At 43.2% G+C, this 13,057-nt stretch carries 11 protein-coding genes and 1 tRNA gene; 4 read left to right on the top strand and 8 right to left on the bottom strand.

The annotated features are described in order from the left end of the window. Positions 1-5 precede the first annotated feature (5 nt). Positions 6-1,535 carry a flippase gene (locus tag APY94_RS01885; RefSeq protein ID WP_058938026.1) on the top strand — a complete coding sequence of 510 codons (1,530 nt, stop codon included), beginning with the start codon at positions 6-8 and terminating at the stop codon, positions 1,533-1,535. On the opposite strand, the gene APY94_RS01880 is transcribed toward APY94_RS01885, so the two are convergent. Then, positions 1,532-2,887 (bottom strand): sulfatase, encoded by a 1,356-nt coding sequence (locus APY94_RS01880; RefSeq protein WP_058938025.1) that lies wholly within the window; start codon positions 2,885-2,887, stop codon positions 1,532-1,534. The two genes, APY94_RS01885 and APY94_RS01880, sit on opposite strands and share 4 nt — an antisense overlap. 60 nt (positions 2,888-2,947) lie before the next feature. Here APY94_RS01880 and APY94_RS01875 point away from each other — a divergent pair, with 60 nt between their 5' ends. Then, positions 2,948-3,700, top strand: a complete 753-nt coding sequence (locus APY94_RS01875) for a xenobiotic acyltransferase family protein (RefSeq protein WP_211259693.1) — start codon at positions 2,948-2,950, stop codon at positions 3,698-3,700. On the opposite strand, the gene APY94_RS01870 is transcribed toward APY94_RS01875, so the two are convergent. Next, positions 3,677-5,791, bottom strand: coding sequence for a DUF2206 domain-containing protein (locus tag APY94_RS01870; RefSeq protein ID WP_058938023.1), 2,115 nt, complete (start codon positions 5,789-5,791; stop codon positions 3,677-3,679). The two genes, APY94_RS01875 and APY94_RS01870, sit on opposite strands and share 24 nt — an antisense overlap. A gap of 66 nt (positions 5,792-5,857) precedes the next feature. On the opposite strand from APY94_RS01870, the gene APY94_RS01865 reads away from it, so the two are divergent. Next, positions 5,858-6,916 (top strand): glycosyltransferase family 2 protein, encoded by a 1,059-nt coding sequence (locus APY94_RS01865; RefSeq protein ID WP_342667055.1) that lies wholly within the window; start codon positions 5,858-5,860, stop codon positions 6,914-6,916. A 24-nt stretch (positions 6,917-6,940) separates the two neighbouring features. Here the strand turns inward: APY94_RS01865 and APY94_RS01860 are convergent, their stop codons facing one another. The 6 genes from APY94_RS01860 to APY94_RS13110 are packed head-to-tail and all read right to left on the bottom strand — an operon-like array spanning position 6,941 to position 12,618. Continuing rightward, on the bottom strand, positions 6,941-8,074 hold the full coding sequence (locus tag APY94_RS01860) for a glycosyltransferase (RefSeq protein WP_058938022.1): 1,134 nt from the start codon (positions 8,072-8,074) through the stop codon (positions 6,941-6,943). Continuing rightward, on the bottom strand, positions 8,061-9,245 hold the full coding sequence (locus APY94_RS01855; RefSeq protein ID WP_058938021.1) for a glycosyltransferase: 1,185 nt from the start codon (positions 9,243-9,245) through the stop codon (positions 8,061-8,063). Before APY94_RS01855 ends, APY94_RS01860 begins: the two co-directional genes overlap by 14 nt. Continuing rightward, positions 9,242-10,273 (bottom strand): DUF354 domain-containing protein, encoded by a 1,032-nt coding sequence (locus APY94_RS01850; protein ID WP_058938020.1) that lies wholly within the window; start codon positions 10,271-10,273, stop codon positions 9,242-9,244. The genes APY94_RS01855 and APY94_RS01850 overlap by 4 nt, the downstream gene beginning before the upstream one ends. Continuing rightward, complete coding sequence (locus APY94_RS01845) at positions 10,257-11,510, bottom strand: nucleotide sugar dehydrogenase (protein WP_058938019.1); 1,254 nt, start codon at positions 11,508-11,510, stop codon at positions 10,257-10,259. Before APY94_RS01845 ends, APY94_RS01850 begins: the two co-directional genes overlap by 17 nt. Continuing rightward, a complete protein-coding gene (gene aglJ, locus APY94_RS01840; protein WP_058938018.1) occupies positions 11,507-12,445 on the bottom strand; it encodes an S-layer glycoprotein N-glycosyltransferase AglJ in 939 nt (312 codons plus the stop codon). The genes APY94_RS01845 and aglJ overlap by 4 nt, the downstream gene beginning before the upstream one ends. Further along, positions 12,445-12,618 (bottom strand): hypothetical protein, encoded by a 174-nt coding sequence (locus APY94_RS13110; RefSeq protein WP_245610383.1) that lies wholly within the window; start codon positions 12,616-12,618, stop codon positions 12,445-12,447. Before APY94_RS13110 ends, aglJ begins: the two co-directional genes overlap by 1 nt. 328 nt (positions 12,619-12,946) lie before the next feature. On the opposite strand from APY94_RS13110, the gene APY94_RS01835 reads away from it, so the two are divergent. Continuing rightward, a tRNA-Glu gene (locus APY94_RS01835) sits at positions 12,947-13,024 on the top strand. Positions 13,025-13,057 lie beyond the last annotated feature (33 nt).

Genomic DNA, 13,057 nt, shown 5'->3' with positions numbered 1-13,057 from the left:
ACCCCATGAGCGGGGCGAGTCAGGCGCTGCAGAAGATTGCGAGGGGGACGGGGATCGTCTTTGCCGGGACGGTAATCTCGATGCTCTTTGGGTTTTTGAGCCGGGCGGTGATAGCGAGGTACTTTTCCACTGGAGAGTATGGTGTTTTTAATTTAGCCCTGACAGTTTTGAACATCGCTCTCGTTGTGGCGACGCTGGGCTTCCAGAACGCCCTGCCGAGGGAGGTGGCGTTTTACAGGGAGAGGGAGCCTTCCAAGGTCGGGGATCTGGTCTCGACGGCTCTGGTTATTGTCGCGGCGAGCAGTTTTGTAATCACGGCGCTCCTGGTGCTCGGCTCGGGCTTTGTTGCCCGGGTGTTCAGCGAGGAGAGGCTGGTCTACGCCCTAAGGATAGCCGCCCTTGCCCTGCCGTTCTGGGCCCTGACGGGTGTGGTGATTGCGGTTTCCAGGGGCTTCGGAAGGGTCAGGGAGCAGGTGTATTTTCAGAATATTGTTTATCCGATAGTCTGGCTTGTACTCGTTGTGCTCATGGCTGTTCTCGGCCTCCCCTTTGCTTCGATATTCTGGATGTACATTCTGGCCCAGTCGGCGGTATTTCTGGCCCTGATCTTTGAGGTGCACAGGATACGGCTTTTTAACGTAAAGGCCTCTTTTGATCCTGCCCTCGGGAAAAAGCTGGTTCTCTTTTCCCTCCCCCTGATGTTCGTTGGAATTCTGAATTTTTTGATGACATGGACCGACACGCTGATGCTCGGCTATTACAAGGGCTCGGAGGTCGTGGGCCTGTACAATGCAGCTACTCCCCTGGCAAGGTTGATCCCCATCTTTCTGGGTTCTGCGTCTGTAATCTACTCCCCCATAGTCACGTCACTGTATGCCCAGGGGAAGATTGGAGAAATGGGGAGGGTCTATCAGATCCTGACGAAGTGGGTGTTCCTCCTGACTCTCCCCATATTTGCCGTCATGTTCCTCTTCCCAGAGGCCACCATATCCTTCCTCTTCGGCGAGAAATACGTCTCCGCTTCAACTGCACTCCAGATACTGTCTCTGGGGTTCATGTTCCACACGTTTCTGGGGCTAAACGGCATGACGCTGATCGTTATTGGAAAGCCAAAGCTCAACATGATAGGAGACACCTTTGCAGTGATATCAAACGTTTCACTGAATCTGGCTTTGATACCCAGGTATGGAATGGTCGGTGCCGCCGTCGCCACGGCTGTTTCCTACTTCGTGGCCAACGTTTTCAGGTCTTACTGGCTCTATAAGATGACTGGGATACATCCATTCAGTCCGAACTACGTGAAGCCGCTGGGAATAAGCTTCCTTTTGCTGGGAGTTCTTAAATGGATGAGTCTGGACGTGGGAGACATATGGCATGCGATCCCGGTGCTCGTCATTTTCCTGGCGGTCTACGCCCTGCTGGTGCTTTTAAGCAGGAGCATCGATAAGGAAGACGTTGAACTCCTGCTGGCGGTGGAGAAGAGGCTGGGGGTTGATTTGGGGGGAGTAAAAAAGATATTGGGGAGGTTCGTTTAGATCTTGCCTTTTAGTTTTAGGTTTTTGATAGCTTTTTTAAGCTTTTCATCTTCTTCAGGTTTTGAGTACTGAGAAATTTCCCTTTTTATTATTGACTTGAGACTATGTACTAGTTCTAAATTTTCATTCGCAATATTTTGCTGTTCTAATGGATCTGCTACCAAGTTGTACAACTCAGTATACTCTCGTTGTTCCCACCATATTAACTTGTGCTCCACATTGGTAATAGCATGGGCCCGCTCATTAGTTTTTACGTACTTTTCTATATTTGGATCTGGTGCAACAACTCCCTGGGAGATGACATACTGAATTTTGTCATTGATAAGATCTCTTCCTAAAAATGAGCTAGGAATTTTTATTCCTAAAAGATTTAAAATAGTGGGACCTAAATCCATTAAACTAAAAATTTTTGAGATCCTGTTACTTTGCTCAATATGGTAAAACTTAGACAACGTATCATTATTTTCAGACCAGAATATCATTGGTATATGAAGAAGCTCTCGATGGAGATTTAAATTGTTATTTGCACAGTGCCCATAAGCACCCCTTTCTCCAAAGGCTTCTCCATGATCCGCGGTAAATATGATCAATGTTTTCTCTAAGTCCAAGTGATCACTAAGGTCATTCACTAGATGGGATAATTCTTTATCAAGTTCCCATATTTTATCATCATATAACCGCAGTATAAGCTCTCTTTCACTATCAGTTAAACTCTCTGGGGACTCATTTTTCTTTCTCATTAGATTCAGGACATAACTATATGACAACTTTTTTCTTGTAAAATGCCACGTTTTGGGCAAATATGGCTCGTGAACATCCATATAATGAATCCAGAGAAATAATTTTTTATAGTCCTTTAATTGTGTTAGTGTCTTTAGTACAGCCTCGTTGAGCTCTTCTGCCGTAGCATACGGTGCCTTAATTTTTCCCAGGATTTTTTTCATTGCAAAGTTCATAACTTTTGTAGTAAACTTTTGTTTTCGATGATGCTCACTGTAAGGATCTAAAAATATGTCAAAACCTTTTCCAAAATGGTAAATTAAGAACCATGGATTTGAATGGAATCCCAGCGTATAGAATCCATTCTCTTTTAGGACTTCAGGGAGTGTTTTTCCTCTGTTGGTATTAGTATACCTCTCCGTTCCCATTAGGGGATACCTCGATGTTAACATTGAATTTATGGATGCAGTAGTATAGGGAGCGTTCGCAAATGTCTGAGTTAACAATATTCCCGATTTAGCAAGCTTGTCTATAAAGGGAGATGTCCTGCGGTTATAACCATAAATCGATAGATGATCCGATCTTAATGAGTCCACAGTTATTAGTATGATACTATGTATCTTGCGATCCATGATTATCACCTAAAACAACAAGTATTCAAAACATTTAAAACAATATCGGAAAAACACTGGATGGGGATTAGTGCTATGATAGACTTCGTATACAGCCTGGTGCTGTCAATAGGAAATTTAAAATACCTCCGACAAAAATCATTTGTGGGGTTTGGCTCGAGAATCATTAATTCGCACCTCGGTAGGAATGTAAGAATCGGAAAATTCTCATTTGTCACTAACTCTATACTGGAGGATTATGTAAAGATTGATATGCTTACTTTTGTTTCCAATTCCCGCTTTGGCAAGCATAGTTATATCGGAAAAAACGGAGTTGTTGAGAACGCTCAAATAGGTGCTTTTACGTCCATTTCATGGAATGTAACTATAGGGGCAGGTGAACATAAAACAGATATCGTGACGACTCATGAATTAATGTATTCTCCATTTCATGGTTTTATCAAAGACACTGAAGAAAGGATTTATGATCCTACTGCTGGCAGAGTTATAGTTGGAAATGATGTGTGGATTGGAGCCAATGTCGTGATTAAAAGAGGTATTAAAATTGAGGATGGTGCGGTGATTGGAGCAGGTTCTATTGTAACTAAAGATATCCCCCCATATGCCATTGCAGTTGGTGTTCCTGCCAGAGTAATTAAATATCGTTTTTCAAAAAAAACAATCAGAGAGTTGCAAAAATTGAGGTGGTGGGAGTGGTCAGATAAAGTTCTCAAGCAGCATTTGGATGTTCTCTCCTCTAATCCTGAGGATCCACAAACTATTGAGAAATTGTGGATGATAAAAAGAGAGCTAGAGGGGATTAAAATCCGCTAGCACTATCCAAGTATCTTTAGAAGAATAAACTCTCTCTGAGTTCTGGACACTATTAAAGATAGGGGGAATGAAAAGAGAAATGTATTCAACTTGTGATACTGAATTACCTATTGTCCATATAGCTATCTTCTTATTAAGGATATTTTCATGTCTGAGATAAATATATAGGGGTTTGTTTGAAAAGTTATATATTTTCCCATTAGAATTCATTTTAAAAGTCATTTCTGAAGCAGGGGTTCCAAGTAGCCCCAAAAGAAGTAAAGCCCCGTATACGTCAGAATTTACCCTTAGATTATCGTATCGATATTGGGATATAAACTTCCCTCCGTAAATCTCACTGGAGCTCCAGTACGGCCCGTCAACCTTTTCAAGCCACATGGGTGGCTTTGGATCATTTGCGATTGCCACCATAAAACCGGAGCTGAACAGGAAGTATAGCACCAAGAACACCGCCACCAGCCGTGCAGTATTGCTCTTGGAGGGTAATATCTCCTTAAGGCGTCCGGCAATCTTTTTAAGTGCATCAACTAGGGTGGAGCTCCCTATTACAAGGTACGGCGAAAGGAAGAACAGCGTTATCTGGTACAGCCTGGTGGCGTTGAGCCTGTTTGAAAAATACGGCACCACAACTCCCGCAACATCATAGGCAAAGAACACGAAGGAAAGTACATGGAACTCAGGATGTTTTATCTCACTGCCAGTGACTAGTCTGTAGATTGCCGCCAGAACCCCTATTGAAATTAAGCCTTGGGCAATGATGTTTATCCACTTTGTAATCTCCCCTATAAGTGTCGTCTTGCTGAGGATAAGTGCAGCCCCTTGGGAATACTGAGGGTTAAATAGATCATTGAGCATCAAAAGAGTCTGGTACCCAATAGTTACTAACTTGTTGAACTGGAACCCCCCACCGACGTATGCATACCACAGCAGTGTAACAATCCAGAAAACCGCTATTATACCGATACTGATTCTATTATCTGCCTCCTTTTCAAGTGGTCGTATGAACAGAAGCGCAAGGAGCGCAAACATCGTCAGATATGCAGTCCCATAGTGTGAAACCGTTAGGGATACTAGGAATAGGATCAAAAACAGCGGGTTCACCCTCTTTACCGTTGCATAGACAAGAAGGGCCAAATAAACCTCTGCGATCATCTGCCTCGCAAGTGCCATCATTTCCGTGAAGAACGTAAAGAGGAACACGAAGAACAGCACTGAAATCTCCGTCCAGAGCCTCCTTCCCAGAAGTTTTTCATACGCCTTTAGAAGTATAATTGGAACCAGAGAGAAGACCAAGGGATAAATGATTTTGAAAATCGGGACTATCCATATATTTGAGATTAACGAATATATCGGCGCAAGAAGATTTATACTTGCAACTGTGTTGTACTGATAGTAAGTTGAAATGTCCCAAATTCCCCGACTCAAAACCAAGTGGGCGTAGTAGTACTCCCCGTTTATATCGTATCCCCAGATATAGTTCCAGGATATTCCAAAGACAGTTGACCACATAAGGGAAATCGCAATTGACCATATTGCAAAGGCTCTGTTAAAGTTCTTGGATTTAATAAAAACCAGTGGGGTAAGCGCTATCACGAAATAAAGGAGGAGCAATCCCCTGTTATCCCCGTAGTGGCTGAAAAGGTAGGCACCAAGCAGGGACCAAAGAGGCAGGAGGGCAAAGAATAAGTCCCATTTTGCTATCCTGATCCGTTTTCTGGTGTTAAGCATTGACACTGATCTGACCTGCTCCACTGCGAGTAGCCCTAAGGTAACCAGGTTAAATGTCACGAGGATCGGAAGAAGGGTTATCGGTTTTTCAACCCCAAGAAGCGGATACACAAAATTTGCAAAAATCCCCATAATCATGACGACCGAGATGCTGAGGGCAACTTCAAGGAATATCTCTTCAGAGATGCTTTCCGTTTTTGTGCTAAATATCCTTAAGAGGAGATAGCCCGGTAGGAACGTCAAAGCGATGAATCCAAAAATCTGCCTGACCAACGGCATATGGACGCCTAAATAATCCGCCAGTATTGCCGAGTTCAGCCCCAACAAAATCGAGATGGTGATTATCAGTGATTTCCTGTCCATTTAATCTCACTCCAAAGGGGATACCACCAAAAAACCTTTTAATATTTTTGATAGAAGGGGTATGGGATGCGGATGAATGCCCCGAGGGTGTCGATAATCGTTCTCAACTGGAACGGCTGGAAAGATACGATAGAGTGTTTGGAGTCGCTTTATAGAATCACTTATCCTAACTATGATGTTATCATGGTGGATAACGGCTCCAAGGATGATTCTATTCAGAAAATAAAAGAGTACGCCGAGGGGAGAATTAAAGTTAATTCGAAGTTTTTTGAGTACAATTCTAGTAATAAGCCGATTAAGGTTTTTGAGATAACCGAGGATGAAGCGAGAGAAGGAAAGTTCAATAAACCCGCCTACGAAAAGTTTGACCCAGACAGGCGAATGATTTTATTCAAAAACAAGGACAATTATGGCTTTGCTGGTGGGAACAATGTTGGGATAAAGTTTGCTTTGAGTGTTTTGGATCCTGATTATATCTTGCTTTTGAATAACGATACTGTTGTTGATAAGGAGTTTTTGACCGAGCTTGTTAAAGTAGCTGAGAGCGACGAGAAGATTGGGATTGTGGGGCCAAAGATTTATTACTATGATTACAATGGAAGAAGCGATGTAATAAACTTTACTGGGGCAGATCTAATACTGTGGAAAGGAAAAGAAAAAAGGTATGGTGCTGGTGAAGTTGAGAGAGGTCAGTGGGATAAGATTCTAGCAGTTAATAAAATTGAGGGCTCTTGTATGCTAATTAAAAGCAAGGTTCTAAGAGAGGTAGGGCTTTTTGAGGAGAGGTTTTTCTGTTATTGGGAGGAGACTGATTTAGATTTTAGAGTAAAACGGGAAGGATACAAGCTGCTTTATGTTCCGACTGGGAATATATGGCACAAAATCGCATCTTCCAATGGAGGTGTATTAGGTGTTTTTTATGAATACCACATGACAAGGAATAGATTATGGTTTCTAAAAAGAAATACTTTCGCAAGTGTAATGCGTAGGCATTTAATCTACGTTTTATTTTGGGAGATTCCCTTTAAATTGGTTTCTCTTGTACTGTATTATAAGAGGCCGCACTTAGTTTTTGTGTATCTAAAAGCGCTTTTAGATGGGGTTATAGGGTTAAAGACAATATAATTTTGGATTCGCGGGTTGGAGTTCTTACTGGATAGATGATTGAATTATTCTTGCCATTTCTTCTATAGAATCTGCAATAAAAATTTGTTTCCCAATAATGCTTTCGAATCCTCTGGCTCCAAGAGATGTCGATATTATTGGTTTATTTGTTTTCAAATAATCAAACATCTTAATCTCTATTCCTGTTGGGGAAACAAATTTGGGATTAATGAAAATATCACATTTTTTTAACACGGTAGATAAATCATCTACAAATCCCAAGAATTTTACATTTGGGGGTGTTTTATTTTCTTGTTTTTTGAATAAGTACCCCACACTTCCAATAATCCAAAATTCAAATTTATTACTTGGTAATTTTTTGCTAAGTTCAAGGATTTTCTCAACAGCGTCTATATTATGGGCAGTTGCACTTCCTATAAATCCAATTATGATTTTTTCTTTTTTCTGGAACTCCCTAAGGGTATTTGGCCTTCTCTTTTCTCTAATAGGTACCCATATACATACATTTTCTTTTTGATCTATATTTCGAATAATTATGTCCCTATCACTAAAGGATAAACAAAAGATGAAGTCTGCATACCTTAAATTATAAAATTCAATTCCTTTATATACCCTCAAGAGAATAGATGTAATTCTATTACGCATCCCAAATATTCTAAATTTTTCCTCTAAAAATAAGTATTCAACATTGTGTTCTACAATAATTGTTGGCTTATTTGTTAGCATCTTTGTAATTGTTGCTCCAAAAGGGAAATTAATCACGATTAAGTCATATTTCTTCTTAATATTGTTACATGCCCTTCTGAAGTTGGGATCAATTCTTAAAAACAATTCTACGAACACAATTACAAAAGGCAACAAAAAACTGCCAAATGGACTCGTTTTCTTCTTCTTGATTATATCTGTTGCGAGTCTTGTGTTAATTTTTGTGGCATTTTGGAATAATCTAAGTAATTTGAACGCTGTCGAAATATTAAACATAGAATCTAATTCCACGTTTTTATTTATGCTTCTAAAGTATTTCAATTGTTCTTGTATCAGTTTTTCTCCACCTCTGTTCCCATTTAAGATGTCATGTATCTCGATAGGAGCTAATATTAATATGCTATTTGCTTTTTTTAGTATCTCAAAACAATTGTGTCGTTCATACTTTTTCATTTCTACTAATCACCTCTTGGTATACATTTAGTGTTTTGGCAGTAATATTTTTCCAACCAAATATTTCCGCATGCTTTCTTATTTTTGCTCGATTCCACTCTTTTTCTAATGCAATTAAAATTTTTTCTGCTAAGCACTCAGGGTCTCTTGATGGGCATAACAGACCATAATCCTCTGAAGTTATTATCTCCTCACTTCCTCCATTATACGTCGAAACAATTGGTTTGCCGCATGCCATGGCTTCAATATTAACGACACCAAAATTCTCCACTATACTGGGGAGAAGGAACACATCAGCTGCGTTCATCCATAAGGGTATCTGAGAATGTGGTTTAAATCCAACAAGGTGTACAAAGTCATTCAAACCGTTAGTGGAGATCAATTGTTTCAGTTTTTCTTTTAGGTAGCCATCTCCTATTATATATAACTCAACATCCCTTCTTACTCTAACAACTTTTTTCATAGCAGTGATGCCGTATTCAAAGCCCTTCTTTTCCACTAAATTTCCAACACTTAAGAGTATCTTTTTGTCTTGCGGGATACCAAGACGTTCTCGAGCTTCTGATGTACTCATAGGGAAAAACTTTTCTAGGTCCACCCCATTTGGAATATACCATAACTTGGTCTCATCTATGCCCATTTCTTTGAGCAAATCGTAGCATTTTTTAGACACATTTATTATTGCATCTGTCTGATGCCAAAAATCAAGGGCATTTATCTTGTTGAAGAACTCCACACGACTTTTGTGGAGTGCATGAGTGGTGACGACTATAGGTATTCCAAGATTCCTCTTTAGTCTGTATGCTACGAATCCAGAAGGCCAAGTAAAGTGAGCATGAATTATATCAAACCTAAACCTTTCTTGGAAATGTTTAAAGTAGAGTTTAGATATCTTATCCGGCAAGGATCTATTTCGATTATCTGGAGTGAAATAAATTAAATCCAGAACATGGACACTCACATTATCCGGTGTATCAGTCATGTCAATGAGTTTCTCACGAGTGAAATGTCTAACGTGCTCAAAAAAACCTCCAAGAGGTATGTATTTGGACAATTCTGACAATTTGTTATGGTGAACAACAACATGGACCTCATCAACATGGCGGGAAATATGATCGATATGTTCTTTGACAAAAAACCTGTAGAAAGGTGCTATGACTAAAAGCTTCATGAGACTCCCTCCATTAAGTGTTTTAAGTTGATTACTATCTTCTGCTTTACGTACTTTGTCATATGAATGTTTGGTTTTTTATGGGATACCCAATTCTGCACCACATACTCCACAATCTCTCTCGGCTCCCTTGAATGCATCATTTTTCCCTTTTCAACCAAGTCCTTATCCACAGCAAGCAACATCCTCCCTGGGAAGAACGACACGGCAGGAACCCCCATAACCGCCGCTTCCCTCGCCATGGTTCCCGAACCTGTCAGGGTCGCCTTTGAGTAGTATATCAGGTTGAGCCCATCCAGTGCTTTTGGAGGTATATATACGTTCTCAAACCCCTGAGCAAGTTTTCTCTCCTCTTCGTTCCGCGGGAGGTAAACAACGTCTATGCCCTCTTTTTTGAACAGTCTCAACAACTCAGGGACGAGGGACTCGTTGTGCATCACGTAGAGGGAGGTAAGAGACTCGGGCCTTAAAACAACGTATTCCTCGAAGGGCAGCTGATCTAAACACTCTGAATCCGGCTGAAAATCTGCAATGTAGATGTGTTCCTTGTATCCAGGATACGTGATAACCGTGTCAAAGTACGATTCAAATGTCTCCCTTGCAACTTCCGGAACTAACACATAATCGGCCATTTTTTTAATTCTTGACTCTATCCTCTGGAACAGCGGTTTTTTTCCAATGAACTTGAGGTCGTTGTCGAGCATTAGGACGATTTTTGCACCCTTGAGCTTCCCTGCCGGGATCGGCATTGCGTTTTCGAAGCTTAAAAGGACCTTCGCTTTCGGTGCCTTGTAAAGTAGTCTGAAGGTGCGAGAAGCGAACGAGAGAGACTTTAACAGTGGGCTGTAGTGATCCCTCCCAAAAACTTCCCCTTTGAGCCCAAACATCTGCATAAGCTGTTCGGTTTCACCTCTCTTGAATCCAGTCACATAGATAGAATAGCCGTTTAACTCACTAACAATCGCCCTGACTACGTGAACCTGTGGGGTGTTTGAGATGTCAGCCCAGAGGTCATAGGTTTTTGCCATTTCCAAGCACCTTTATTTCAAATCCTGCCTCTCTCCATTTTTCGTGGTCCAGTATGTTCCTCGCATCGAACACGCACTTGTTCCTCATCAGCTTTCCTAGTTCATTAGGGTCGAGGAACTTGAACACCTCATGGTCGGTTATCACGACGATACAGTCGCTGTCCTTTATGGCTTCCTCTAGACTCAATAGGGGGTATTCAAACTCCTTCACAAACGGGTCATACACTTTGACTTTGAACCCATCGTTCTCGGCCAGTCGTATAAACCTCAGCGCTGGAGTCTCGCGGGCGTCATCGACGTTTCCCTTATATGCAACACCAAAGACCGTAATCGTTGGGTAATTAATTCCTTTCAGCATTTCCCTGACCCTGCGGAGGGTGTAGTTGGGCATGGTGTCGTTAACATGCCTCGCAAGGGCTATCATCTTTCCATTGGAAGAGTTCTGAATAACGAACCAGGGGTCGATAGCTATACAGTGTCCTCCAACTCCCGGTCCGGGCTTGTGGAGGTTCACCCTTGGATGCTTGTTGGCGAGTTCAATGGCCTCCCATATATTGATCCCGTATTCCTCGGCTATCTGGGCGAGCTCATTGACGAGTGCGATATTAACATCTCTGTACGTGTTCTCAATCAGCTTCACAAACTCCGCGGTGGTCGCGTCCGTGAGATAGATATTGCCCTTAACAAACGACTCGTAGAGCTTCTTCGCGAGCTGTGCAGACTCAGGCGTTATTCCCCCGACTATTCTATCGTTGTGAATCATCTCATGGATTGTCTTTCCTGGAATAGCTCTCTCAGGACAGTGCACAACATAAAAATCTGTGCCCGCTTTAAGTCCGCTCTTTTCCAGAATCGGGATGAGAAGCCTCTCGGTGGTGTTGGGCGGAACCGTTGATTCGAGGATCACCAGGTTCCCTTTCTTTAGATGGAGATACACCATCTCCGCAGCGGATTTCACATATTTCAAATCCGCGGCCTTTGTGTGCTCATCCAATGGTGTGGGGACGGCTATCAAAAACACATCTGACTCTTCAACATGGGTAGTTGCCCTAAAGTTGTTCCGTGCTTTCTCAAAAAGCTCTTCAAGCCCCGGCTCATGGAAGGGCAGTTTGCCTTCGTTGAGTAGCTTTACTTTCTTCTCGTTGACATCTACCCCAACAACCTCGTGCCCTGCTGATGCAAACAGTAGTGCCGTTGGTAAGCCTATATAGCCAAGACCGAGGACTGAAATTTTCATTTTAATCCCCCGTTAACCTCTTTGTTTTCCCTTATCATCCTCTTCAGCTCGGACATGCTCTTGAACATGTAGCTCATGACAAAGCCGAATATCAGCATGCTGACCCCTGTAATCACGAACATCGACGTGAGGGGCGCCATCAGGTAGTGGGTCACGCCCCTGTTCCACTCCGCGACGATGTACGTCCCCATAACGAGCCCCACCAGCAGGGAGAGGAAGCCGAGGAAGTAGAGGTACCTCCCGGGGTTGTACCTAACCAGCATCCCCACTATCGCCTTCCCTATCCTCCATCCGTCCTTTATTGGGTGAAGATTCGCGTCCCCCCTTCTCCTGCGGTAGCTTATCGGGACTTCCGCTATTCTAAAGCCCTTCGCTATCGTCTCGACCGTCAGCTCGGTCTCTACCTCAAAGCCGTGCTTCTCAAGCTCCACGCTCTTGTAGAGGTCTTTAGTAACGGCCCTGTATCCGGTGAGCAGGTCATAAACAGGGACGCCGTAGAAAAACCTGAAGAGTGCGTTGAATATTTTGTTGCCGATCAGGTTGAGCCTCGTGAAAGCTCCCTTTTCAAAATTCACCAGCCTGTTCCCGATGACGTGCTCGGCGATGCCCCGCCGTATAGGTTCGAGGAGCTTTTCCACATCCTTGGGGTCGTAGGTTCCGTCGCCGTCTATCATCACGATGACTTCACTGTCCACCATCTTGAACGCTTCAGCGACCGCCTGGCCCTTTCCCCTTCCCGTCTGGAGGACAACACTGGCCCCTTTTTCCTCTGCAATTTCCCTCGTCCTGTCCGTGCTGTGACCATCGATGACCAGGATGTTGTTGTAGCCTAGTTTCTGGAACTCCTCTATCACCCAGCCTATGCCCTCTTCCTCGTTCTTTGTTGGTATCAATATGGTAACATCTTCCGGTCGGATGTCCCTCTGGTATTTCACTATGCTCCCTCCGTAATGATCGAGAGCCTGACCCTCCTGTAGAAGGGGATGTTGCCCTTACTCCCGTCATCAACAACAAGAACATCCCCGTATCTTTTAGAAAGGGCTACCACAGACCCGATGGTCAGCTCCTCATTGTAGGCGGGGACGACGACCAGGATGTTATGGTCCATACCATTTCACCGGTGGTATCGTTGCTTAATACTCTGCGATATGTGATACGTCTGCGGTTGGGAATACATGATTTAACATGCTTGGATACCTGTATTGCCGCATACTTTTAAGTTTTTCGACCCCTTATGAAACGTTAGGTTTCCTGGATGAACGCTATGACCTCCTCCCCTGAATGGTGAGGTTGAAAAAGAAAAATCAAAAGTGGGCGATGGGTTTTAACGCTGAACATCCGGGAGTGATCCTGGGGGGCCGTGTCGGAAGCCCGTGTTCCGGGCCGCGCTCCACCGAAAACTTTTTAAACCCTCGCTCCTCCCTAATCTCGGACACGCCCCGGTGGTGTAGCCCGGTCAATCATGCGGGACTCTCGATCCCGCGACCCGGGTTCAAATCCCGGCCGGGGCACCAGAATCCTTCTCCTGGGCCCGTGGCTCAGCCTGG

Origin of the sequence: Thermococcus celericrescens (assembly GCF_001484195.1) — an archaeon.
Classification (GTDB): Archaea; Methanobacteriota_B; Thermococci; order Thermococcales; family Thermococcaceae; genus Thermococcus; species Thermococcus celericrescens.
This window is presented reverse-complemented; position numbering and strand designations above follow the sequence as displayed.

Coding starts and splice junctions, on each gene's coding strand:
- APY94_RS13110 (WP_245610383.1), bottom strand. CDS start 12,618: ATGGACCATAACATCCTGGTCGTCGTCCCCGCCTACAATGAGGAGCTG.
- APY94_RS01870 (WP_058938023.1), bottom strand. CDS start 5,791: ATGGACAGGAAATCACTGATAATCACCATCTCGATTTTGTTGGGGCTG.
- APY94_RS01860 (WP_058938022.1), bottom strand. CDS start 8,074: ATGAAAAAGTATGAACGACACAATTGTTTTGAGATACTAAAAAAAGCA.
- APY94_RS01875 (WP_211259693.1), top strand. CDS start 2,948: ATGGGGATTAGTGCTATGATAGACTTCGTATACAGCCTGGTGCTGTCA.
- APY94_RS01845 (WP_058938019.1), bottom strand. CDS start 11,510: ATGAAAATTTCAGTCCTCGGTCTTGGCTATATAGGCTTACCAACGGCA.
- APY94_RS01855 (WP_058938021.1), bottom strand. CDS start 9,245: ATGAAGCTTTTAGTCATAGCACCTTTCTACAGGTTTTTTGTCAAAGAA.
- APY94_RS01850 (WP_058938020.1), bottom strand. CDS start 10,273: ATGGCAAAAACCTATGACCTCTGGGCTGACATCTCAAACACCCCACAG.
- APY94_RS01880 (WP_058938025.1), bottom strand. CDS start 2,887: ATGGATCGCAAGATACATAGTATCATACTAATAACTGTGGACTCATTA.
- APY94_RS01865 (WP_342667055.1), top strand. CDS start 5,858: ATGCGGATGAATGCCCCGAGGGTGTCGATAATCGTTCTCAACTGGAAC.
- APY94_RS01885 (WP_058938026.1), top strand. CDS start 6: ATGAGCGGGGCGAGTCAGGCGCTGCAGAAGATTGCGAGGGGGACGGGG.